The 21,803-nt window shown below is 69.2% G+C and carries 17 protein-coding genes; 12 read left to right on the top strand and 5 right to left on the bottom strand.

Translation table 11 applies throughout. From position 1 onward, the window contains the following. Positions 1-30 precede the first annotated feature (30 nt). On the top strand, positions 31-408 hold the full coding sequence (locus GON06_RS04925) for a VOC family protein (RefSeq protein WP_157311180.1): 378 nt from the start codon (positions 31-33) through the stop codon (positions 406-408). Between the two features lie 63 nt (positions 409-471). On the opposite strand, the gene GON06_RS04930 is transcribed toward GON06_RS04925, so the two are convergent. The 3 genes from GON06_RS04930 to GON06_RS04940 form a co-directional block, all read right to left on the bottom strand. Further along, entirely contained in the window at positions 472-1,077 is a 606-nt protein-coding gene (locus GON06_RS04930) for a TetR/AcrR family transcriptional regulator (RefSeq protein WP_157311181.1), read from the bottom strand. A gap of 1 nt (position 1,078) precedes the next feature. Continuing rightward, a complete protein-coding gene (locus GON06_RS04935) occupies positions 1,079-3,088 on the bottom strand; it encodes an MDR family MFS transporter (protein WP_157311182.1) in 2,010 nt (669 codons plus the stop codon). 209 nt (positions 3,089-3,297) lie between these two features. Next, positions 3,298-6,114: an immune inhibitor A domain-containing protein gene (locus tag GON06_RS04940; RefSeq protein ID WP_157311183.1), complete on the bottom strand. Its 2,817-nt coding sequence runs from the start codon at positions 6,112-6,114 to the stop codon at positions 3,298-3,300. A 189-nt stretch (positions 6,115-6,303) separates the two neighbouring features. On the opposite strand from GON06_RS04940, the gene GON06_RS04945 reads away from it, so the two are divergent. From GON06_RS04945 to GON06_RS18960, 7 genes are all read left to right on the top strand, one after another. Next, positions 6,304-8,175 carry a helix-turn-helix domain-containing protein gene (locus GON06_RS04945; protein ID WP_157311184.1) on the top strand — a complete coding sequence of 624 codons (1,872 nt, stop codon included), beginning with the start codon at positions 6,304-6,306 and terminating at the stop codon, positions 8,173-8,175. Between the two features lie 184 nt (positions 8,176-8,359). Then, a complete protein-coding gene (locus GON06_RS04950) occupies positions 8,360-9,637 on the top strand; it encodes a hydroxymethylglutaryl-CoA reductase, degradative (protein ID WP_157311185.1) in 1,278 nt (425 codons plus the stop codon). Further along, positions 9,634-10,578, top strand: a complete 945-nt coding sequence (locus GON06_RS04955) for a hydroxymethylglutaryl-CoA lyase (protein WP_157311186.1) — start codon at positions 9,634-9,636, stop codon at positions 10,576-10,578. The genes GON06_RS04950 and GON06_RS04955 overlap by 4 nt, the downstream gene beginning before the upstream one ends. An 11-nt stretch (positions 10,579-10,589) precedes the next feature. After that, positions 10,590-11,018 (top strand): hypothetical protein, encoded by a 429-nt coding sequence (locus GON06_RS04960; protein WP_198346612.1) that lies wholly within the window; start codon positions 10,590-10,592, stop codon positions 11,016-11,018. Next, positions 11,018-12,406 carry a tripartite tricarboxylate transporter permease gene (locus tag GON06_RS04965; protein ID WP_157311187.1) on the top strand — a complete coding sequence of 463 codons (1,389 nt, stop codon included), beginning with the start codon at positions 11,018-11,020 and terminating at the stop codon, positions 12,404-12,406. The genes GON06_RS04960 and GON06_RS04965 overlap by 1 nt, the downstream gene beginning before the upstream one ends. Before the next feature lie 149 nt (positions 12,407-12,555). Then, entirely contained in the window at positions 12,556-12,777 is a 222-nt protein-coding gene (locus GON06_RS04970; RefSeq protein WP_157311188.1) for a hypothetical protein, read from the top strand. Positions 12,778-12,934: 157 nt separating this feature from the next. Beyond that, positions 12,935-15,841: a helix-turn-helix transcriptional regulator gene (locus GON06_RS18960; protein ID WP_198346613.1), complete on the top strand. Its 2,907-nt coding sequence runs from the start codon at positions 12,935-12,937 to the stop codon at positions 15,839-15,841. A gap of 38 nt (positions 15,842-15,879) precedes the next feature. Here the strand turns inward: GON06_RS18960 and GON06_RS04980 are convergent, their stop codons facing one another. Then, positions 15,880-16,260, bottom strand: a complete 381-nt coding sequence (locus tag GON06_RS04980) for a DUF4406 domain-containing protein (RefSeq protein ID WP_232528161.1) — start codon at positions 16,258-16,260, stop codon at positions 15,880-15,882. 23 nt (positions 16,261-16,283) lie between these two features. On the opposite strand from GON06_RS04980, the gene GON06_RS04985 reads away from it, so the two are divergent. Beyond that, complete coding sequence (locus tag GON06_RS04985) at positions 16,284-17,063, top strand: DeoR/GlpR family DNA-binding transcription regulator (RefSeq protein ID WP_442923183.1); 780 nt, start codon at positions 16,284-16,286, stop codon at positions 17,061-17,063. Between the two features lie 24 nt (positions 17,064-17,087). Here the strand turns inward: GON06_RS04985 and GON06_RS04990 are convergent, their stop codons facing one another. Beyond that, positions 17,088-18,020 (bottom strand): LysR family transcriptional regulator, encoded by a 933-nt coding sequence (locus tag GON06_RS04990; RefSeq protein ID WP_157311190.1) that lies wholly within the window; start codon positions 18,018-18,020, stop codon positions 17,088-17,090. A gap of 71 nt (positions 18,021-18,091) precedes the next feature. Between GON06_RS04990 and GON06_RS04995 the strand changes: the two genes are divergently transcribed. The 3 genes from GON06_RS04995 to GON06_RS05005 all read left to right on the top strand — a co-directional run bounded on the left by GON06_RS04995 (position 18,092) and on the right by GON06_RS05005 (position 21,801). Beyond that, entirely contained in the window at positions 18,092-19,840 is a 1,749-nt protein-coding gene (locus GON06_RS04995) for an FAD-binding protein (protein ID WP_157311191.1), read from the top strand. A gap of 117 nt (positions 19,841-19,957) precedes the next feature. Continuing rightward, on the top strand, positions 19,958-21,472 hold the full coding sequence (gene putP, locus GON06_RS05000) for a sodium/proline symporter PutP (RefSeq protein WP_157311192.1): 1,515 nt from the start codon (positions 19,958-19,960) through the stop codon (positions 21,470-21,472). Positions 21,473-21,591: 119 nt separating this feature from the next. Then, positions 21,592-21,801: a heavy-metal-associated domain-containing protein gene (locus GON06_RS05005; RefSeq protein WP_157311193.1), complete on the top strand. Its 210-nt coding sequence runs from the start codon at positions 21,592-21,594 to the stop codon at positions 21,799-21,801. The last annotated feature ends 2 nt before the right edge of the window (positions 21,802-21,803 follow it).

Below are 21,803 nucleotides of genomic sequence, written 5' to 3' on the forward strand. Positions count from 1 at the left end.
ACGTTGTACGAAGTTATGACGGGAGACACCATGAACATCACCCAGACCGCCATCTCGCTCAACGTCGCGGACGTGGACGCCTCCGCCGACTTCGCCAAGACTCACTTCGGATATCAGGAGGCGATGGCCGCCGAGGGGTTCGTGTCGCTGCAGCATCCCGCCGTGGCGACGAACCTCATCTTCCTCGCCACCGGGCTCGGCACGTTCAAGCCCGCCGAGATCGCCGGCTCAGCCGGGCAGGGCCTTCTGCTCGTGTTCGTCGTCGACGACCTCGACGAGCAGTTCGCGCGCATCCAGGCCGCGGGGGCGAGGGTCGTCATCCCTCCCGAGACCGAGCCGTGGGGCGAGCGGTACTGCCAGTTCGCCGACCCCAACGGCTTGGTCTGGCAGCTGGTGCAGTGGATGTGACGACAGCAGAGAACGCCGGTCCTCGACGCGCGTCGGGGACCGGCGTTCCGGTTCACATCCGGATCAGCCCTGCGGCGTCGTCATCCCGGCGTGCCGGACGTCCACCATCCGATCCATCGCCGCCAGCAGGCGGACGGAGTCGGGGCGGGTGTCATCCGACGGCCGGTGCATCAGCATGCGCAAGGACGCCAGCGCGAGCATGATCGCGGCATCGGCGACCTCTTCCGACTCCGCGCGCTCGGCGACGAGCTCCTGGAACTCCGCCTTCAGCGCACTCATCCACTGGGTGAACTCCGTGACGAGCTGCGGCTGCTCCGAGATGAGTCGCTTCAGCCGCCGCCGCTCCATGCCTGAGCTCATCGTGTCGGCGAGCAGATCGCAGATGGCCGGCATGAGTTCACCCTCCGCCTTGCGGAAGCGCTCGGCGGCCGCGGGGGAGATGATCTGTTCGGGCAGGTTGAGCGTGGCCGCGCTCTTCGACGGGAAGTAGTTGAAGAACGTACGGGGAGAGACGCCGACCTCCTCGCAGATCTGCTCGACGGTCGTGCCGTCGAGACCCTGCCGTTCGACCAGGCGCAGGGCAGCCTCATGCAGTGCCGCCCTGCGCTGCTTCTTCTTGCGCTCGCGCAGCCCCACAGCGGGCTCCCCTGCGGCCTGGTCGTCGGTCATGTCAGTTCTGCACCTTGATCGTTCCGGTCTCGCTGAGCCCGGCCTCATCGGCGCGCTCCTGCAGCGCGGAGCGAGTGCGCAGCGGCGGTGCGCGGAAGAACCAGCTCAGCACGAAGGCGAGCATCAGCACTCCGAAGCCTACCCAGTAGATGACGTCGATGGCCTGGGTGAACCCGACCATGAACGGCTTGGTGAGTGCGGCATCCGCTCCGTTCAGGAAGGAGGTGTCGCTGACGGCGCTGCTCGAACCGCCCGACGCCTTCGAGTCGCCGCTGGCGATCTTGTCGGAGATCTCGGGCGCGAGCTTGTCGACCCAGTAGGTGCGCTGCGCGTCGTCGGCCCAGTCAACCGCCACGGTCCCGTCCACGACGGATGCGTGCGCCTTGTCGGCGACGACCTGCAGCGCCTTCTCCTGCGCGGCCGGGAGCGCCTCGGCCACCTTCTGATCGATCACGCCCTGCGCGGCGGACGCCGGAAGCTGCCCGGCTGCGACGGCCTGGTCGACACCGGCCGTCACGGCCTTCGTGACGGCATCCGATGCCGCGGCCTCGGCCTTCTGCGACGCGGCGTCGAGCTGCTTCTGGATGTTCTCCTGCAGCGGCTCGACGATCGGCGTCCAGAGCTGCGCCATGACCGCCTCGTTCTGCGGGGCCTCGGCCACCGTCGGGTCGAGGGCCGCGTCGAGGGCGGCGGTCAGGGTGTCCTCATCGGCCATGCTGTTCACTATGTTCGTCGGCAGCAGCGTGAACAGCAGGGACAGCATGATCGCGGTGCCCAGCGTTCCGCCGATCTGACGGAAGAAGGTCGCGGCGCTGGTAGCGACGCCCATGTCGGGGGCCTCGACCGCGTTCTGGCTCGCCATCGTGAGGGACTGCATGAGCTGGCCGAGGCCGAGGCCGACCACCAGCATGCCGATGAGCATGTACCAGAACGGCGTCTCGCTCGACACGAAGGTCAGGATCAGGAAGCCGATGGCCGTCGTGAGCGTGCCGATGCGCGGGAAGAATCCGTATCGTCCGGTGCGGGCGGTGATCTGACCTGCGGCCAGCGAGGAGATCATCAGTCCCACCACCATCGGCAGCATCGCGAAGCCGGACTCGGTCGGGGTGAGGCCGGCGACGATCTGCATGTACAGCGGGATGGTCATCATCGCGCCGAACATGCCGAAGCCGACGAGCACGCCGATGAGGGTGGCCCACGAGAACGCGTGCGAGTGGAACAGACGGATCGGGATGATCGCGTCGCGCTTCATGGCGATCTCGATCAGGACGAACGCGATCGCTCCGAGGCCGCCGATGACGTAGCAGGAGATCGACGTGACCGATCCCCAGCCCCATTCGCGGCCCTGCTCGGCGACCAGAAGCAGCGGCACCAGCGCCACGATCACTGCTGTCGCGCCCCACCAGTCGATGCGCGGGTTCTTGTGCGCGGCGATCTTCGGCAGGTGCAGGAAGGCGATGACCATGCCGAGTGCGATGAGTCCGATCGGCAGGTTGATCAGGAAGACCCAGCGCCATCCGGAGACCCAGAGGATCTCGTTCGCGCCGGCGAACAGGCCGCCGACGAGGGGACCGATGAGTGACGAGATGCCGAAGACGGCGAAGAAGTACCCCTGGTACTTGGCGCGCTCGCGCGGCGCGAGGATGTCGGCCATGATCGCGAGAGGCAGGGACATCAGGGCGCCGGCGCCGATGCCCTGGACCGCGCGGAAGCCGGCCAGCATCAGCATCGAGGTCGAGAACGAGGCCAGCACCGACCCGAGGATGAAGACGGAGATGCCGAAGATGAACAGCGGCCGGCGACCGAAGATGTCGGAGAGCTTGCCGTAGATCGGCACCGAGATCGTCGACGTGATCAGGTATGCGGTGGTGACCCATGCCTGCTGATCCAGACCGTGCAGGTCGTCGCCGATGGTGCGGATCGCGGTGCCGACGATGGTCTGGTCGAGGGACGACAGGAACATGCCGGCCATGAGGCCGTAGATCACGAACAGGATCTGCCGATGCGTCATGATCGGCTTCGACGCCTCTGGAGGCACAACCGGCGTCGAACCGGTGATCGACACTGTGGACATGTCAGCCCTTCGGGAGGAGCGGATAATTGCAGACGCGCAATTTTACGCTCATGCAAGTTTTGCGCGGGCTGGGAGTCGAGGCGGAACGACGGATGCCGGTCCCCGACGCATGTCGGGAACCGGCATCCGGTGTTTCAGAAGGGTGATCAGCCCTTCGGCGGCGTCACCGAGATGAGCGCCGCGGTGTTGCCCTGCATGGCCTTCTTCACCGAGATGACGGTGCCGTAGCCCACGCCGGAGTCGGCCGGGTTGCCCGTGCCGAGCACGGTGAACCCGAGGTCGAGACCGTAGTAGTCCGTCGCCGGGGTGCCGTCGGGGTTGACCACGCGCGTGGTGTACGGCGCGTTGCCCACCGAGGGCACGACCACCGAGGCGTCGCGCAGACGGTTGTACAGGCCGACCTTGCCGTTGACGGTCAGCGGCTCGATGCCGGCCACCCAGCCCTTGTCGTCGGTGAAGGTGCTCACCGGCGCCTGCGGGGCGAAGGTCGTGCAGGCCTCGTTGTACGACGCGTCGACGAGGCAGTCCTTGAACTGGTACGTCGGCTGCAGGCCGAACGCGACGTTCGACGACTGCGCGCGGCTGGAGATGTTCTTCTGCACGGACGGGTCGAGCGCGGCCTCAGCACCGGTGCGGCGCAGCGGATCGAAGTGGCTGTCCACCAGCAGCAGACCGCCCTTCGCGCCGTAGCTCGGCAGGCTCGTCAGATTCGAGGTGACCTGGTTCGAGTTGCCGTAGGTGGTGTCGCGGTACCAGACCAGCGCGCCGGGCGCGTTGTAGGGGACCTTCTCGACCTTCCACGCCTCATCGCTGTACACCGTGGTGTAGCCGTACTTCAGGCCCTCGTCGAAGCCGTCGAGGTTGCGCCACTCGACCAGGTAGTACTGCGCCTTGATCTGGGTGCCGCCGTCACGCTGCCATCCGGTGCCCGAGGTGTCGGTGAAGGTGCCCACCGTCGCGGTCCATCCGTTGTCGCCGCCCTCGACATCGTCGCTCCACGTGGTGGTGGCGCCCGAGGTCAGTGCGAAGTCGTCGGAGAACCAGCCGCGCTCCTCAGCGGCGGCGTCGGTGGCGTAGCGGAGGCGGACCTGCACGTCCTGTCCGGCGTACGCCGACAGGTCGATGTAGTCGTGGCTCCATCCGCCGGAGTCGCCGGTCAGGCCGTACTTCTTGTTTCCGTAGTCCGCCATGCGGCCGTTCGGGTCGGCGTAGCCGTCGTTCGTCGAGACCAGCGCGCCGCTCGCGTCGAACACCTTCTGCTCGGCCCAGGTGCTGCCGCCGTCGGTCGAGACCTCGACGAAGCCGTAGTCCCAGTCCTCCTCGATCGTGTAGTCGTTCCACATCCAGAACTTCGCGTCTGCGGGCACGTCGTCGATGGAACGGGTCAGGCGGTTGTCCGCCCAGCTCTGGTCGGCGTTGGAGTACCACATCTCGCTGCCGCTGTGCGGGGTCGCGAGCGTGATCTCCTTGTCGGGCAGGTTGACCTTGATGCCGTCCTTCGTGCCCTTCGCGGGGCGCGAGGTCTGGCCGACCTTGACGGTCGTGGCATCGTCACCGGGGTTGATGACCTGCGGGTCGGCCCAGCCGAGCACCCACTTGTCCCAGAGGCCCATGTGCGTCGGCATCGACTGGAAGATCGGGCCGGAGTGCGAGCCGGAGCTCATCAGGTCCCAGAAGTCGATGTCGGAGTTGCCGGCGTTCGAGGTGTCGTACAGGTCGGGCAGACCGAGGTCGTGTCCGTACTCGTGAGCGAACACGCCGACGCCGGAGTTCTCCGGCTGCACGATGTAGTTCGACAGCTTCAGGTCGGTACCGGGGATCGGCGCTCCGCCGGGCACAGCGGAGGAGTGCGCCCAGATCGCGTAGGTGCCCTCCTTGCCGCCGCCGCCGGACTTGTCCTCACCGGCGTGCACGAGCACGACGTGGTCGATCACGCCGTCGGGCTCCATGACGTTTCCGTCGCCGTCACGGTCTCCCTGGTCCTCGATGTCGTAGTCGGCCCAGGGGAAGTCGGGCTGCTGCGCTGCGAGAGCGGCCACCGCGTCGATCGGCAGCTGGCCGGGGCCGAGCGGGTTGTCGGGGTGGCCCTGCTGGTCCTGCATCGGGCCGGCCTCCCACTCGCCCGCCTCGTTCTGGTGGCAGACGGTCGCGCCGTAGTATCCCTCGGAGTGCGGGACCTTGATCCAGGCGGTGGCCTCACCGGTGAGGGTGTACGCACCGCGCGACATCTCCTCGTACATGTTCTTCATGGTGTAGCCGGAGATGTCGAACCCGGGCTTGCCGTCGGTGCCGGTCAGGTCGGTGCGGACGCGCTCGGTGATGCCCTCTTCCGAGAAGAGCATCTTGTTGTAGTGCTCGCTCGAGAAGTCCGGCACCCACATGGTGTTGTTGTCCTTCTGCGCGGCATCCGCAGGGTTCGGGATGCCGTTGTGCAGGGTCGGACCCTGCACACTGCCGGGCATGCAGGTCGTGGCGCCCCATTCGGTCGGCACGTACAGGTCGCTGAAGTCCTCGGTGCCGTCGAACTCGACGAGGATCGTCAGGAGCTTGGCCTGCTGGGTGCCCTTGGACTGCTTGAGGTTCTTCGGGCTCTTGCCGGTCTTCACCGACTTCGCCTCGGTCTTCGCGAGCTGCCGCGCCGCGTTCGGGTTGCCCTGCGCGAACTTCTGGTCGTACGCGTTGGCGCGCTCGAGTGCCTTTGCGCCGCTGTAGCCCTTGGTGCTGCCGTTCGCGCTCGCGACGGGCGAGTCGACGGATGCGTCGAAGGCGCCCTCGACGTTCGGCGCGGCGTAGTTCATGTAGTACTCGTCGGCGCCGATGGTGGGCGCTGCCGGGGCCGCCTCCGAGGACGACGCCCCACTGGCGGGTATCACGCCGAAGGCGCTGACACCGGCGACCGCGAGCGCGAACGCCGAGGTCGTCGCCGCAACACGCCTTCGTGTGCGGGCGGATTGTTCTGACATCGCTTCTCCCTTCACGCGCCGGGCGAAAGGGTGTCGCAACGGCGCGAACGGTGTGCGCCGATCAGGCGCACAAGTTCTCTTTTACCGTGAAAGTCCTGTGCAGGGGAAGTGGATTCGCTGAATCCGAGACGAACGTCCGATAGCCGGACGACAGCGGAGCGAACCGCTGCGGCGGGCACAATAGAACCCATGGCCTCGGAACTCGCCGCGCGACTGCGCGCGCTCGTGGACGGTGAGCGGCTCGACCCCGAGGCGACCAGGAGAATGCTGGATCCTGAGGCGGCCGAGGCGCTGATCGACCTGTCCGACAGGTTCTCCGCACTGAGGCAGCGCAGTGCCGAGCTGCGCGCGGTGATGTCGTCGACCCGTGACCTGCTCGCGATCCCCGACGCCGACCTCCTGCTGCAGCGCATCGTCGATCGGGCCCACGAGCTCATGGACGTGGACATCACCTACCTCTCGGTGTACGAGCCGGAGCGCGACGAGCTTTACGTCCGGGCGGCGAGCGGCGCGATCTCGCCGCGGTTCCTGGCCATGGTCGTGCCGGCCGGGGTGGGGCTGGCGAGCCTCGCCGTGCGAACGCGCAGCCCACAGTGGGTCGATGACTACACCGCGCTGTCGACAGTCCCGCACGATCCGACCATCGACGCGATCGTCGCGGAGGAGGAGTTGCGCTCTCTGCTGGGTGCGCCTCTGGTCGTGGGCGACGAGGTGCTCGGTGTGCTGTTCGCCGCCAGTAGGGCGTCGCACGTCTTCCGCGCCGATGAAGTGGCCCTGCTCACGGCGTTCGCAGGGCACGCCGCGCTCGTGCTGCGCCTCGCGCAGCTGCTGCAGCAGGCGCAGGATGCCACGGCCGAGGCGGCATCCCGACAGCAGCAGGCGGAATGGGCCGCCAGCCTGCACGGAGAGCTGACCCGGCTCGTCGTGTTCGGACACGGAGCGGACGCAGTCGTCGGAGCGCTCGCCGAAGCGCTGGGACGCGCGGTGCTGCTGGTCGACGACGAGGGCGGACCGATCTCCCTGCGGCATCCCGGCGAGGATGATGGCGGGCGGCCTGCCGAAGACGATTCCGGTCGCGTGTCAGGACTCGCGCCGGCCGAACTGCGCCGGCTCATCGCCGATCTCGGGGACGACGGCCGCAGTGCGCTGATCGAGGGCACCCCGTACGAACTCATCGCACCGGTGGCCACAGCCTCGACGCGGCCGGGTGCGCTGCTGGTGGAGCGAGGCGAGCGGCTGCTCACCGCCGTGGAGCGGCGGACCGTCGAACGGTCGGCCCTCACCGCGGCGCTGCTCGTCCTGCGCCGGGACGCACTGGCCGACGCCGAGGACCGGGTGCGCGGCGAACTCGCGATCGAGGTCCTGGACAGCAGCCCCGATCGACGGGCATCAGGACTGCTCCGCGCGACCGCCCACGGGTATCCGGTGCGGAAGGGGTGGTCGGTGCTGGCCATTCCCGCCGAGGGCGACGAGCGCAATCGGATCCGCTCACGCCTGCGCAGCCGGGACGGCTGGCTGGTCGCCACTCTTCCGGCGGGGGTCGTCGTGATGATCCCCGCCGCCCGGAACGGAGCCGATCACGCGGTCCATGAGGCCGTGCACGCTGTGGAGGTGCCCTTCGCCGTCGTCGCGACGGCGTCCTCGCTCGGCGACGCCGCCGCCGCGGCTGACGAGGCGTGGCGCACCTGCCGTCTCGCGTCGGGCCTCGGCGCCGCGTCGGGCGTCGTCGACGCGACGGCGTTCGCCCCGTACGCGCTGCTGTTCGACGGGGACGGCGCCCGGATGTCCGCCTACGTCGCCGAGATGCTCGGGCCGTTGCTGGCGTGGGACGAGCAGCACGGCACCGGTCTCCTCGACACCCTGGCGGCGCTGTTCGACGAGCACTGGTCGCTCGCCGCGGCCGCCCGGCGCCTGCATGTGCACCTGAACACGCTCAAGCAGCGTGTTCAGCGGATGCGGGTGCTGCTGGGTGCCGGACTCGACCGGCCCGAGGAGCGCTTCCGTCTGGAGCTGGCCGTGCGCATAGAGGGGGCGCGACGCGCTCTGCGCGAGCCGACCTGAGCGCGTCGCTCGGGGCGCTGCCGCGGACGCCGTCGACGGCTCCGTGAGATCAAGATGCAGATCAGCCACGACATCGCTGCTCGATATGGCCGGAACGGACCTATGGGCGTGTTGCGCTGCCGTGATTGGCTACCCGCTGGCGGCGCCGCCGGTCGGCAGAGGCGCCTCCAGGAAGGAAGCATCCATGGCCACCACATCCCGACTCAGCGGACTGCGCAACCTGACCGTCAGCGAGCGACTCGAGACCGTCGCGAACGCGATCGGAGCCGATGCGGAGCAGTTCGCGGCGCTGACGCCGGAATCGGGGGCCGGGCTCACCGTCGACCAGGCCGACCGCATGATCGAGAACCTCATCGGGACGATCTCCATCCCCGTCGGAGTCGCGACCAACCTCGTGATCAACGGGCGTGAGGTGCTCGCCCCCATGGCCACGGAGGAGCCTTCCGTCGTCGCCGCGGCGTCCAACATCGCCCGCATGTCGAGGCGGCTCGGCGGCATCGCCACCACCTCGTCGGCGCCGCTGATGCAGGCGCAGATCCAGCTTCTCGACGTCGCAGATCCGCACGGCGCCCGTGCGCGCATCCTGGAGCGCAAGCAGGAGGTGCTGGCGCTCGCCGACCGGCAGGATCCGAAGCTGGTCGCCATCGGCGGCGGTGCTCGTGATCTGCTGGTCCGCACCGTGCACGGCGTGATCGAGGACCACCTCGTGGTGCACCTCATCGTCGATGTCGGCGACGCGATGGGCGCGAACGCCGTGAACACCATGGCGGAGGCCGTCGCACCTCTGCTCGCCGAGATCGCGCAGGGGCGCTCGTTGCTGCGCATCCTCACGAACCTCGCCGATCTGCGTCTCACCCGCGCGCGCCTCGTGATCCACCCCGACGAGATCGGCGGCGCGCAGGTCGTCGACGACATGATCACCGGTGCCGCTCTCGCATACGACGACCCGTATCGCGCGGCGACGCACAACAAGGGCATCATGAACGGCATCTCGGCGGTCGTGCTTGCCACGGGCAATGACACGCGCGCCGTCGAGGCAGGCGCCCACGCGTACGCCGCCCGCGACGGCCAGTACCGGTCGCTGTCCCGCTTCGAGAAGGATGCGGACGGCAACCTCGTCGCCACTCTCGAGCTGCCGATGGCTGTCGGCCTGGTCGGCGGCGCGACGAAGTCGCATCCCGCGGCCCGCGCCGCCGTCGCTCTCACCGAGGTGACGACCGCCCGGGAACTCGCCGAGATCGTGTGCGCGGTGGGGCTGGCCCAGAACGTGGCCGCTGTCCGAGCGCTTGCCGCCGAGGGCATCCAGCGCGGGCACATGGGGCTGCACGCGCGCAACGTCGCCGTGGCCGCCGGCGCATCGGGCGACGAGGTCGATGCCGTCGCCGCCGAGCTCGTCTCGCGCAAGGCCGTGCGCGCCGACGTCGCCGAGAGCGTGCTGGCAGAACTCCGGGCCGGGCGATGAGCACGGTCAGAACGGTCGGACTGCCCGACGTCGTGCCGGCACCCGGTGCCGGCAGGGACGCGGTCGAGATCTGGGAGGTGTCGCCGCGGGACGGCCTGCAGGCGGAATCGACCCGCCTCGACGCCGACACCAAGGTCGCCCTCATCCAGCGCCTGGCCGCGGTCGGTGCCCGGATCATCGAGGCGGGCAGCTTCGTGCGCCCGGATCGCGTGCCGCAGATGGCGGACTCCGCCGAAGTTCTGCAGCGGGTGTCGACTCTCCCCGTGCGGACGCCGGTGCTGGTCCCGAACCTGCGCGGGTACGACCTGGCCCGTGCAGCCGGAGCGGAGGACATTGCGGTGTTCCTCAGCGTCACCGAGTCGTTCTCGCAGCAGAATCTCGGCGCGTCACGGGAGCGCATGGAGGAGAGCGCCCAGGCCGTCGTCGCGCGGGCCATCGCCGACGGCGTGCGGGTGCGCGGCTACCTGTCCATGGTCTTCGGTGACCCGTGGGAGGGGCCGGTCAGCACCGCCGAGGTGGTCCGGCTCGCCGCGACGATGAGGTCCTGGGGCATCCACCACCTGTCGCTGGGCGACACCATCGGCGTCGCGACGCCGGGGCAGGTGCGCAGCATCGTGCGCGCGCTGGTCGCCGACGGGATCCCGCTTCCCGGCATCGCGCTGCACATGCACGACACCTACGGCATGGCGGCCGCCAACGTCTACGCCGGCCTGGAAGAGGGCGTGCGCGTCTTCGACGCCTCGGCCGGCGGAGTCGGCGGATGCCCGTTCGCGAAGTCCGCGACGGGGAATCTCGCCACCGATGATCTCGTCTGGATGCTGGAGGGGCTCGGCATCCGCACCGGAATCGACCTGGACGGCCTGGTCGAGACGAGTGCCTGGCTCACCCGAGAGCTGGGCAAGGCCCCGACGTCACGAGTCGCAACGGCGCTGACCCGATAGAGAGGAACTTCGTGAAGGAATCACGACTGATTGAAGTATGGGGAGACACGGTCGACAGCCGGCATCTCCTCGGCTCGATCCTGATCGGGGCCGGCATCGCCGTCCCCGTGTATCTCGTAGCCGAATGGGGGTTCGGACAGCTGACCGGCGGCGACGCCCTCGGGCGGTCGTACGCGCTGGTCGTCGGACTCGCCGCGTGCATCGTCGCCGCGGTGATCTCCGCGCGGCTGTTCGCACCGAAGCGCGTCGTCGTGATCGGCGAGACCCGATCCGGCAACCGCGAGGCCGTCATGGACGCGATCGAGGATGAGCTCGGACCGCTCGGCGACCCGGACGAGCTGCCCGCAGCGACGCTCAACGAGGTGAAGGAACTCGGGCTCTACGACGACCTCGTCGCGCAGCATCGCAAGAACCAGCAGCGCGAAGGGAGCGCCTCCTGATGGAGCTCTTCCTCGAGCCCGCGCTCTGGGCCATCGGCATGGCCCTCCTGGGAACGATCGTGTTCGCTCTCATCGGCCTCGTGTCCGGCACCGACGAGACCGCCACGGTCGCGCCCCTCACCCTGCTCGTGATCCTGCTCGGCGTGCCGCCGGCGGGCGTCTTCGCCTTCTTCATGGCGGCGATCTCGGCCAAGCACATCACGCACGCCATCCCCACCACGCTGCTCGGCATCCCCGGGGACACCATGGCGGCGCCGCTGCTCCGGGACGCGCAGATGCTGCGCGAACTCGGCGTGCCGCACATCGCGCTGCGCAAGGCGATCTCGGGTGGCGTCATCGCCGCCGTGATCTCCGTGCCCCTCGCCGTGCTCTTCGCCTGGATCATCACGCCCTTCTCGGATGCCATCAGCGCGGTCGCGCCCTGGCTGTTCCTCATCGCAGCAGTGCTGATCGCCGTGCTGTCGAAGGGACGATGGGCGGCGCTGATGGCCCTGATCCCGTTCGTGCTGATCGTCGTCGGCCTGCAGACCTTCGCCACCGGCGTGCTCGGCAAGGGGCTGTCGATCAGTTTCTTCCTCGGCATCGCGATCGGCCCGCTGATCGCCGACCTGGTCCTCGCCTCGAGCCCCGCAGGCCGGGCGAGCATGCGGCGGGAGGCGCCGCGCACGTTCGAGCTGGCTGCCGACGTGCGCACCTGGAAGGGGCGGATGCCCAACCCGATCGGCGTGCTCGACCGCGGTCAGATCGGCGCCACGGCGGGTGCCGCGGTGGTCTCCAGCGCCACCTTCGTGTTCTCGCCTGTCGCGATGACCGTCCTGATGGGCGAGCTCTTCGGCGGGCGCATCAAGAACGGCTACCGTCGTCTCACCACGATGATGACGGTGAAGAACGGCACCACGGAGTCGACCTACATCGCCGAGACCCTCATCCCGCTGATCGCGATCGGACTGCCGCTCTCGCCGATGGCGGCCGGTCCGGCGAACCCGCTCTTCAACGCGCCGCCGGTGTTCACGATCGACGCCGAGACGGGCGCGACGAACAACCTGCACGACATGCTGCAGCCCTGGCAGTTCCTGGTGCTGGGTCTGGTCGCCGTGCTGATCGCCGTGCTGATCACGTATCCGTTCGCGATGACCCAGGCGCACCGCGCCGCCTCCTGGATCATGCGCAAGGTGTCGCATGAGGCGATCATCGGCGCCTTCGCCGGCCTGATCGCCGTGATCTGCCTGTACGAAGGGGGCATCATCGCCCTGCTCGTCTCGATCACGATCGGATTGGTCGGCGGCCTGCTGAGCAAACTGTTCCAGATGCACACCGGCGTCCAGTTCATGGGGTACTACGTCGCTGCGCTCACGGTGCCGGCGATCTCGGCACTGTTCGCAGGCTGAACAGGGCATTTTCGGAGAGGGGTCGTCGCGGACGCGGCGGCCCCTCTCGCCGTCTGAGGCGGTCCTCCTCCGTAGATAGGGATTCCTCCCGATGCAGCCCTCCCGCCTCAGAGCGGAGTGTAGGGATGCACAACAAACGAGGAGTTGCAATGTACGAGCACCCCTACTTCACCCAGACCGTCTTCGCGATCGAGAACGAGCAGCTGGTCCGTGCCACGGAACGCCGCCGCGTCATCCGGGAGCGCCTCGACGCCCAGGAGCGCGAGCAGGGCACGACCCGTCGGATGCGTCCGGCGAAGACCGCTCGCCGCACCGCCGCATCCGTCGCTCGCGACGTCACGCCGTGCGTGAACTGCCCCGCGGCGGCATGACCGGAGCGCAGCAGGCTCAGGTCGCGCTTCGTCCCGCTCTGCGCCGCGGATTCCGTGACGAGGTGCGACCCGGATGCCGGGGACGCGCGCGCTCCGGGACGACGCGCGACCGGAGCACGGCCCGGCCCGCGACGACGAACCGGATGCAGGTTCTGCCATGAGCGTCGTCACGCCCGGCGCCGACGTCGGTGGCCAGTGGCACGATGGGGGGATGCCGCTGATCTCTCCGTCCGCCACGATGGTGGGCCGCGATGCAGAGCTCGCGCTGCTCGAGCAGGCGTTCGAGCGCGCGGGCGGCGGTGAGCCGGCATCCGTCCTCGTCGGCGGCGAGGCGGGCATCGGCAAGACCCGGCTGCTGGCGGAGTTCGCGCAGCGGCTCGACGGGCATGCCACGCTGCTGACCGGCTGGTGTCTCGACTACGGTTCCATGCCGGTGCCGTACGGGCCGCTCCCGGCGATCGTCCGCGGAGCGCTCGACGCTCTGGACGACCCGTCCGCCCAGGCAGCGGGGCCCGGCCGCGCCGCGCTGCGACTGCTGCTCCCCGAGCTCGGCGAAGGGCCCATCGACCGCTCGGCGATCGCGCCCGAAGGACTGGGCGAGGCGATCGCCGACGTGTTCGAGGCCGCTGCGCGGCAGCATCCGCTCGTCGTGGTCGTCGAAGACCTGCACTGGGCCGATCCGGCTACTCTCTCGATCCTTTCCTTCCTCCTGCGCGCGCTCGCGCGCGAGCGCGTGATGTTCATACTCACCTGCCGCACCGACGAGGTCGGCAGGGGCGGTGCCGTGCGGTCCTTCCTGGCGGGTGCCGAGCGCGCCCGCCTGCTCGACCGCATCGGCCTGGAGCGCCTCGACGCCTCCGCGGTGCGGATCCTGGCCGAGGCGCTGCGCGGGGGCGTCGACGACGCCGCCTTCGCCCGCATGCTCGAGCGATCTGAGGGTGTGCCGTTCTTCGTGGAGGAACTCTCCTGCAACGCCGACGGGCCGATCCCCGACACACTGCGCGAGGTGCTGCTCGCCCGGTTCGACGGGCTCGGCGACGACGCGAAGCGTGTGGTGCGACTGGCATCCGCCTCTGACGGATCGGTGTCGCACGACCTGCTCGCCACCCTCGCCGGCCTGCCCGACGAGCGCCTCGACGAGGCCCTGCGCGAGGCGATGGTCGCGTCGATCCTCGCTGTACGGGACGACGACGCGTACGGCTTCCGGCATGCGCTGCTGCGCGAGGCCGTGCACGACGACCTGCTCCCCGGGGAGCGGGGGCGTCTGCACCGCGCGTATGCGGAGGCCCTCGAGGCGCGACCGGCCGACGAGTGCAACCGCGCCTCCGAACTCGCGTTCCACTGGCACCAAGCGCATGACCCGCGCCGTGCTCTCGACGCCGCGGTGCGGGCGATGGCCCAGGCGCGCACCGCGTACGCGTTCTCCTCCGCGGCGCGGTTCGGCGAACTCGCGTTGGAACTGTGGGATCAGGTGCCGGATGCGGAGGAGCTGGTCGGCATGCCGAGGATCGCCCTGCTCGTACAGGTGGGGTCGATCCTGCGGAATGCCGGCGACACCGAGCGAGCGCTGAGCGTCGTCGACCTCGCCCTCGCCGAGGCGGATGAGCGCACCGAGCTCGGTCTGCGCGTGCGACTCCTCCGCGACAAGGCACAGTACCTGCAGAACGCCGGGCGACCAGGGGCGATCGAGTACGCCCAGAAGTCGCTCGCGCTGATGGACGACGATTTCGATGACCAGGCGCTGCGGGCGTCGGTGCTGGTCCTGCTCGCGGGCCGTCTCATGATCAGCGCGCGCTTCGACGAGTCCGAGGAGGCGGCCTCCGACGCGATCCGGATCGGCGAGAGCATCGGATCCCACTCTGTGATCTCGATCGCTGCGAACCTCATCGCGGTCTGCCAGATGGAGCGCGGTGACCTCGACAGTGCGTACGCGTGGTTCCGGCGCGCGTGGGAGCACGCCGTAGACAACTCCTCGAAGCTGAAGTATCGGGTCAATTACTCCGACGCCCTCTGTCTGCTGGGGCGAAACCACGAAGCGATCAGGGTCGCTGAGGAGGGCGTTGCGCATGCGCGCGCTCTCGGTCTGGAGCGCACGAGCGGCTCGATCCTCACTCAGAACCTCGTAGAGCCCCTGCAGCAGCTGGGGGCGATCGACCGCGCCGAGGAGCTGCTCGCGAATGATCTGGCCGTCCGCACGCACCGCATCTTCCGGGTGTACACGACGGCGTCGCGCATCAAGGCGCTCGCCTGGCGCGGACGCATCGACGAGGCCGTCTCGCTGCGGGACGAGTGGCGAGCCAGGGTGGATGCGGCCGCCGAGGTGGAGACCCAGGTCTGGTACGCCCGCCTGAAGTCCGCGCTCGACATCGAACTGAATGCGGGGCGCGACGACGCGGCGGCGGACCTCCTCGACGGGCTGCTCGACGCACCAGGAGACCTGCCCGCGCACTTCGCACGGCTGCTCGGTGAGAGTGGATGGACGGTCGCGGCGCTGCGCGCCGACGGGAAGCACGCACGTGCCGCCGCGCTGGCGGACCGCCTCGTCGCCGCGTGGGACGCGCTGCCCGATGATCTGCAGCACCCGCACTGGGGCCCCGTGCTGCGGGCGCTGCTGCACCCGACAGCGGATGCGCTGCGCGGGGCGCTCCCGCACGCCGACGATACGGACGCGCCGGTCCTGCACGCCGTGCTGGTGCGGCTGGAGCTCGCGAAGGCCGTCTTGGCCGAGCGCGGCGACCGCGCCGAGGCGGCCGAGGCTCTGGCCGAGGCGTCAGCGATCTCCGAGCGAGTCGGACACGTCCGCCTCGCGAGGGACGTGGCCGAGTTCACCGCGGCATCCGGTCTCGCCCACGGCCACTCGCGCGGCGACGGGGCTGAGCTGACCGAGCGCGAGCGTCAGGTGCTCGACCTGATCAGCGAGGGGCGCAGCAACCGCGAGATCGCCGACCAGCTGTTCATCAGCATCAAGACTGTGAGCGTGCACGTCTCCTCCATCTTGCGCAAGCTCGGCGTCGCCTCCCGCACCGAAGCCGCCGCGCGGCTGCGCGCCGGGGTCGGGGTCTAGCCCGACGGAGAACGGCTGTGCCGCGCGGCCGGCCTCTGTCAGGCTGCCGCAGCCTGCGCGTTCGGGATCTCGTCGAGCGCGTAGTAGACGGGGATGCCGCGGTCCTGCGCGATGGCGACATCCTGGTCGGCGCCGCGCGACTCCCCAGGCAGACGCAGAACGGCGTCGCAGTGCTGCAGCAGGCGCTCCGCCGTGGGATACATCACCTCGGCCGCGAGCGGATCGGCGGGCCCCTCGGCTCCTGCGCTCGACAGCACGGGGAGTGCGACCCACTCGCCGATCATCGGCACATGGCCGGCCTGGAAGATCGGCCAGGCGGCCTCCTCGAGGCGCTTCAGGTTGCGGGCCATCAGCACGGGGTCCCCATTCGTCCCCGAGGCGTACGGACCTGCGATCAGAATCAACATAGGCTTGCTCATAACATGCACGATACAGCAAAAACGTGCAGAAACAGGAAGGAATGTGGATGCTCGCTGCGGCGCGGAAGGATCTGCTGCTGGAACGGCTGCGCACGGACGGGCGAATCGTCGCGAAGGAGATCGCCGCCGAGCTCGGTCTGTCCGAAGACAGCATCCGTCGGGATCTGCGGGAACTCGATGCCGCCGGTCTGGCGGTGCGCGTCTACGGTGGCGCGCTGCCCGCCTCGCCTGCGGTGGTCGACTACGCCACGCGCACGCGAGTCGCACCCGAGAGCAAGGCGCGCGTGGCCGCGGCCGCCGTCTCCCTGATCGAGCCGGGGGCGACGATCATCCTCGACGGCGGAACGACGACTCTCGCGATGGTCCACGCATTGCCGAAGACCTTCCCCTGCACGATCATCACGCACAGCCCGACCGTCGCCTCCGCACTGCTCGAGCATCAGGCCGAGATCTATCTGCTCGGCGGACAGGTCTTCAAGCACTCGGCCGTCGCCTGTGGTGCTGCCGCCGTCGAGGCGGCGAACCGGATCAGTGCCGACCTGTTCTTCCTCGGGGTGACGGGCATCCATCCGACCGCCGGGCTGACCACCGGAGACGCCGAAGAAGCCGCCATGAAGCGCCACCTCGCCTCACGCGCGGCGGAGACGTACGTGCTCGGCAGCGACGAGAAGCTCGGCACCGCCTCCCGCTACACGGTCCTCTCGCTTGCCGAGGTCGCCGGGGTCATCACCGATCAGCCCGGCGGGCATCCGATCTCGCGACAGCTGTCCGAGGCCGGCGTCCGACTCCTGCACGCCGGCTGAGAGCGCCCCTTCACCTCGGGAGCGTCAGCGCACCGGCGTGATGCGATCGCGCAGGGCGCTGCTCTCATGCGTGAGGGTGGCCACGACCTCGAAGATCGTCGACTCGATCGCCGCGACCGCGGCGCTCGGCCGCACCGTCGCGCGCCGCGAGAGGTTGACCGTGCGGGTGAGAGACGGATCGCTCAGCTGCGAGGCGCGCAGCTCCGGCCTGCCGAGCAGTACGGTCGCCGGCACGACGGCCACACCGATCCCTCGGGCCACGAAGCGCAGCACGGCGTCCATCTCGGCGCCCTCCACGGCGATCATCGGCGTCAGGCCGGCCGCCTCGAATGCGGCATCCGTGGCGACCCGCAGGTCGTAGCTGCGGTTGAAAGCGACCTGCGGCAGCGCCGCCAGCTCGCGGACCGTGAGGCGGGCGGGGACCCCTGTCGCATCGGTGGCGGAGGCGACGACCAGTTCCTCCGTGAACAGCGGCACGCGCTCGACGGCGGCATCGCTGCGCACGTTCGGTCGCGTGATGGTCAGGGCGAGATCGAGCGCGCCCTCTCCGAGCGCCTCCACGAGGGCCCGGGATCCCGCCTCCGTGATGTGCAGGTCGATGCCGGGATGCGCGCGCCGGAACTCGGCGATCACCTCGGCCACCACCGAGACGCACAGCGTCGGCGGTGCGCCCAGCCGGATGCGGCCGCGCCGCAGCCCCGCGAGTTCGTCCATCTCCTGCCGTGCGGCGTCGGCGTCGGCCAGCATCCGTCTGGCGATCGGCAGCAGCGCCTCGCCGGCGGTGGTGATCGCGACACCGGTGCGGTCGCGCTGGAACAGCGTGGCGCCGAGGTCGGATTCCAGCGCCTGGATCTGCCGTGACAGTGACGGCTGGGTCACATACAGCTCGTCGGCGGCGCGGGTGAAGTGCCCCAGACGCGCGACTGCCTCGAACGAGCGCAGTTCCTCGAGTCTCATGCGTCAAACGTATCGAAACCAGTTGAACTATGCATTGGCGGGATTCAACGCAGGTTCCTAGCGTGGAACGCATGCTCTCCTCCCCGCATGCAGAACGTCACCTCACCACCTCCGTCCTCGTCATCGGCACCGGTGGCGCGGGCCTCCGCGCGTCCATCGAGCTCGCCGAACGCGGCATCCAGATACTCGCCGTCGGCAAGCGCCGCAAGCACGACGCCCACACCACGCTCGCCGCCGGCGGCATCAACGCCGCGCTCGGCACCATGGACCCCGAGGACTCCTGGCAGCAGCACGCCGCCGACACCCTGCGCGAGTCGTACTTCCTCGCCGATCCCGAGATCGTCGAGGTCGTCGCGCGCAACGCCGCTCGCGGCATCGAAGACCTCGAGCGGTGGGGGATGCCCTTCGCGCGTGAGGCCGACGGACGCATCAGCCAGCGCTTCTTCGGCGCGCACACCTACCGCCGCACCGCCTACGCCGGCGACTACACCGGTCTCGAGATCCAGCGCACGCTCGTGCGCCGCGCCGCCGAACTCGCAGTGCCCATCATCGACACGATCTACATCACGCGCATCCTCACCGCGGACGGCACGGTGTTCGGCGCCTACGGCTTCGACATCGTCGACGGCACCCCGATCGTCATCCACGCCGACGCGGTCATCCTCGCCGCAGGCGGGCACACCCGCATCTGGCGGTACACGTCCTCGCGGCGCGATGAGAACACCGGTGACTCGTTCCGGCTCGCTGCTCTCGCCGGCGCGCGGATCCGCGACGCCGAACTCGTGCAGTTCCACCCCTCCGGGCTGCTCGAACCCGACGACGCGGCCGGCACGCTCGTGTCCGAGGCGGCGCGGGGCGAGGGCGGCATCCTCACCAACGCCCTGGGCGAGCGGTTCATGGAGCGCTACGACCCCGAGCGCATGGAGCTGTCCACCCGTGACCGGGTCGCCCTGGCGAACTACACCGAGATCGCCGAGGGTCGCGGCACCGAGAAGGGCGGCGTCTGGCTGGACGTCTCGCACCTGCCGCGCGAGCAGGTCCTCGAGAAGCTGCCGCGCCTGTACCGGGCGATGATCGATCTGCAGATGCTCGACATCACCGAGCAGCCCATGGAGGTGGCGCCCACCGCGCACTACTCGATGGGCGGCGTGTGGGTGCGAGCCGAGGACCACGGCACCGGAGTCGAGGGGCTGTACGCCATCGGCGAGGCATCCAGCGGCCTGCACGGAGCGAACCGGCTGGGAGGTAACTCGCTCATCGAGCTCATGGTCTACGGACGGATCACCGGCGAGACCGCGGCCGACTACGTGCGCGGTCGCACCGAGGTGCGACGTGATCCGGAGGCCGTCGCCGCGGCGCGCGCCGAGCTGGAGGGCTTCCTGCACAGCACCGGCACCGAGACGCCGCGGCGGCTGCAGCGCGCCGTGCGCGATCTGATGACCGCGCATGCCGGCGTCATCCGCACTGAGGAATCCCTCCGCGCGGGTCTCGCCGAGCTCGCCGTCCTCGAGGAGCGCGCGAAGAACGTCACCGCGCATCCCGACATCGCAGGCTTCGACGATCTCGCGCACGCCTTCGATCTGCTCGGCTCACTGCTGGCCGCCCGCGCCACCCTCGAGTCGGCGATCGAACGCCGGGAGACCCGCGGATGCCACAACCGCGCCGACTTCCCCGAGACCGATCCCGCGCTGCGCGGCAACATGATCTGGACGCCCGGCGGCGGCGTCGAGTTCGAGCCGCTGCCCGAGGCGCCGGATTCGTTCCGCGAGCTCGCCGAGAAGGCGGCATCCGACTCGGTCCAGGGCAAGCTCGTCGAGTGATCCGGCGGCGGCGCGGCGGGCCGAGCTGCCGCCGCGCCGTCTCGGGTATCGCGCTCGCCCGCCTGCTTTGGCAGGGTGGGGGTCGAAGCGGTGCGCCGCATCGCGGAAGGGACGATGATGTCCGATTCGATCTTCACCTACGTGGCTCTCGGGGTGTACTTCGCCGGGATGCTCCTGATCGGATGGTTCGCGTTCAAGCGCACCGATGATCACGAGGACTACATGCTCGGCGGCCGCAACCTGCCGCCGTGGGTCGCAGCGATCAGCGCCGGCGCCGCAGACATGTCCGGATGGCTCGTGATGGGTCTGCCGGGCGTCATCTATCTCAACGGCCTGATCGAGGCGTGGATCGCGATCGGCCTGACCATCGGCGCCTACCTGAACTGGCTGCTGGTCGCTCCGCGCCTGCGCGCGTACACCGAGGTGTCGCGCAACTCGATCACCGTCCCCAGCTTCTTCGAGAACAGGCTGCGGGACAGGACGCGGATGCTGCGCATCCTCTCCGGCGTCGTCATCCTGGTCTTCTTCACGCTGTACATCTCGTCGGGCATGGTCGCCGCGGGCAAGTTCTTCGAGGGATCCTTCAACGGTGACTACCTGTGGGGAATGCTGCTGGTCGGCGGGATCACACTGCTCTACACGCTGTTCGGCGGATTCCTCGGCGCCTCCCTCACCGACGTGGTCCAGGGACTGATGATGGTGGTCGCGCTGATCGTCGTGCCGGTGGCGGCGGTGATCGCGATCGGCGGCATCGACGAGACCGCGACGCTGATCGACTCCGAACGCGACCCGGGCTTCCTGTCACTGATGGGCACCGAGACCGTCACCGGCGGCACGGTGCTGGCGATCGTCTCGGCACTGGCCTGGGGCCTCGGCTACTTCGGCCAGCCGCACATCGTGGTGCGCTTCATGGCGCTGCGCTCGCCGCAGGAGGCGAAGAGCGCGCGCCGCATCGGCATCTCCTGGATGGTCGTGTCGATGGTCGGCGCGGTGATCTCTGGCATCGTCGGCGTCGCCTACATGGCGAGCAAGGGCATCACGCTCGACGATCCGGAGACCGTGGTGCTGGTGATGTCGCGCACCCTGCTGCATCCGTTCGTCGCCGGACTGGTGCTCGCGGCCGTGCTCGCGGCGATCATGAGCACGGTGTCGAGTCAGCTGGTGGTGTGCTCGTCGGCGCTCGTCGAGGACCTCTACAAGGTGTTCAAGAAGACCGCACCCGAGCAGAAGCGGCTCGTGCTGATGGGGCGGATGGCCGTGCTGGTCGTGGCGATCATCGCGATCCTGCTGGCGATCACGCCGAACGACACGGTGCTCGGCCTGGTGTCGTTCGCGTGGGCCGGGTTCGGCGCCGCGTTCGGCCCGATCATCCTGCTGAGCCTGTTCTGGCGCCGGCTCACCAACTGGGGCGCGCTGGCCGGCATGTTCGTGGGCGCCGCGACGGTGTTCATCTGGAAGCCGCTGAACACCGGTCTGTACGAGCTGCTGCCGGGGTTCGTGCTCGCGTTCATCGCGGCGATCGTGGTGAGCCTGTTCACCTACAAGCACAACGAGGAGATCCAGGACGAGTTCACCCAGACCGGGACGATGTTGGCAGTGCCGCGTCCGCACGCGGTGGGCGACACTCCCTGACCTGCCGCCATGAAAGAAGATACCCCTGCGGGAATACCCCATGGGGGTATCTTCTTGTATGCTGGTGAGACGGTACCCCAGGGGGGTACTCTGGAGTCAGTTACAGAAAGGTGCGAACCATGACCACGACCGAGTTCCAGGTGACCGGGATGACCTGCGGGCACTGCGAGATGTCCGTCCGCAAGGAGGTCCAGCAGGTCGCCGGTGTCGAAGGCGTCGACGTCAGCGCGCAGACCGGAAAGCTCATCGTCACCTCCGCGGCATCCGTCGACGCGGACGCCGTGATCGCGGCCGTCGACGAGGCCGGCTACGCGGCCGTCGCCGCCTGACA

The sequence above is a fragment of the Microbacterium sp. MAH-37 genome (assembly GCF_009758255.1).
Lineage (GTDB): Bacteria > Actinomycetota > Actinomycetes > Actinomycetales > Microbacteriaceae > Microbacterium.

What these genes read in the sequence shown, in the direction of transcription:
- GON06_RS04925 (WP_157311180.1), top strand. Translation starts at nt 31, where the DNA reads ATGAACATCACCCAGACCGCCATCTCGCTCAACGTCGCGGACGTGGAC.
- GON06_RS04930 (WP_157311181.1), bottom strand. Translation starts at nt 1,077, where the DNA reads ATGACCGACGACCAGGCCGCAGGGGAGCCCGCTGTGGGGCTGCGCGAG.
- GON06_RS04935 (WP_157311182.1), bottom strand. Translation starts at nt 3,088, where the DNA reads ATGACGCATCGGCAGATCCTGTTCGTGATCTACGGCCTCATGGCCGGC.
- GON06_RS04940 (WP_157311183.1), bottom strand. Translation starts at nt 6,114, where the DNA reads ATGTCAGAACAATCCGCCCGCACACGAAGGCGTGTTGCGGCGACGACC.
- GON06_RS04945 (WP_157311184.1), top strand. Translation starts at nt 6,304, where the DNA reads ATGGCCTCGGAACTCGCCGCGCGACTGCGCGCGCTCGTGGACGGTGAG.
- GON06_RS04950 (WP_157311185.1), top strand. Translation starts at nt 8,360, where the DNA reads ATGGCCACCACATCCCGACTCAGCGGACTGCGCAACCTGACCGTCAGC.
- GON06_RS04955 (WP_157311186.1), top strand. Translation starts at nt 9,634, where the DNA reads ATGAGCACGGTCAGAACGGTCGGACTGCCCGACGTCGTGCCGGCACCC.
- GON06_RS04965 (WP_157311187.1), top strand. Translation starts at nt 11,018, where the DNA reads ATGGAGCTCTTCCTCGAGCCCGCGCTCTGGGCCATCGGCATGGCCCTC.
- GON06_RS04970 (WP_157311188.1), top strand. Translation starts at nt 12,556, where the DNA reads ATGTACGAGCACCCCTACTTCACCCAGACCGTCTTCGCGATCGAGAAC.
- GON06_RS18960 (WP_198346613.1), top strand. Translation starts at nt 12,935, where the DNA reads ATGAGCGTCGTCACGCCCGGCGCCGACGTCGGTGGCCAGTGGCACGAT.
- GON06_RS04980 (WP_232528161.1), bottom strand. Translation starts at nt 16,260, where the DNA reads ATGAGCAAGCCTATGTTGATTCTGATCGCAGGTCCGTACGCCTCGGGG.
- GON06_RS04990 (WP_157311190.1), bottom strand. Translation starts at nt 18,020, where the DNA reads ATGAGACTCGAGGAACTGCGCTCGTTCGAGGCAGTCGCGCGTCTGGGG.
- GON06_RS04995 (WP_157311191.1), top strand. Translation starts at nt 18,092, where the DNA reads ATGCTCTCCTCCCCGCATGCAGAACGTCACCTCACCACCTCCGTCCTC.
- putP (WP_157311192.1), top strand. Translation starts at nt 19,958, where the DNA reads ATGTCCGATTCGATCTTCACCTACGTGGCTCTCGGGGTGTACTTCGCC.
- GON06_RS05005 (WP_157311193.1), top strand. Translation starts at nt 21,592, where the DNA reads ATGACCACGACCGAGTTCCAGGTGACCGGGATGACCTGCGGGCACTGC.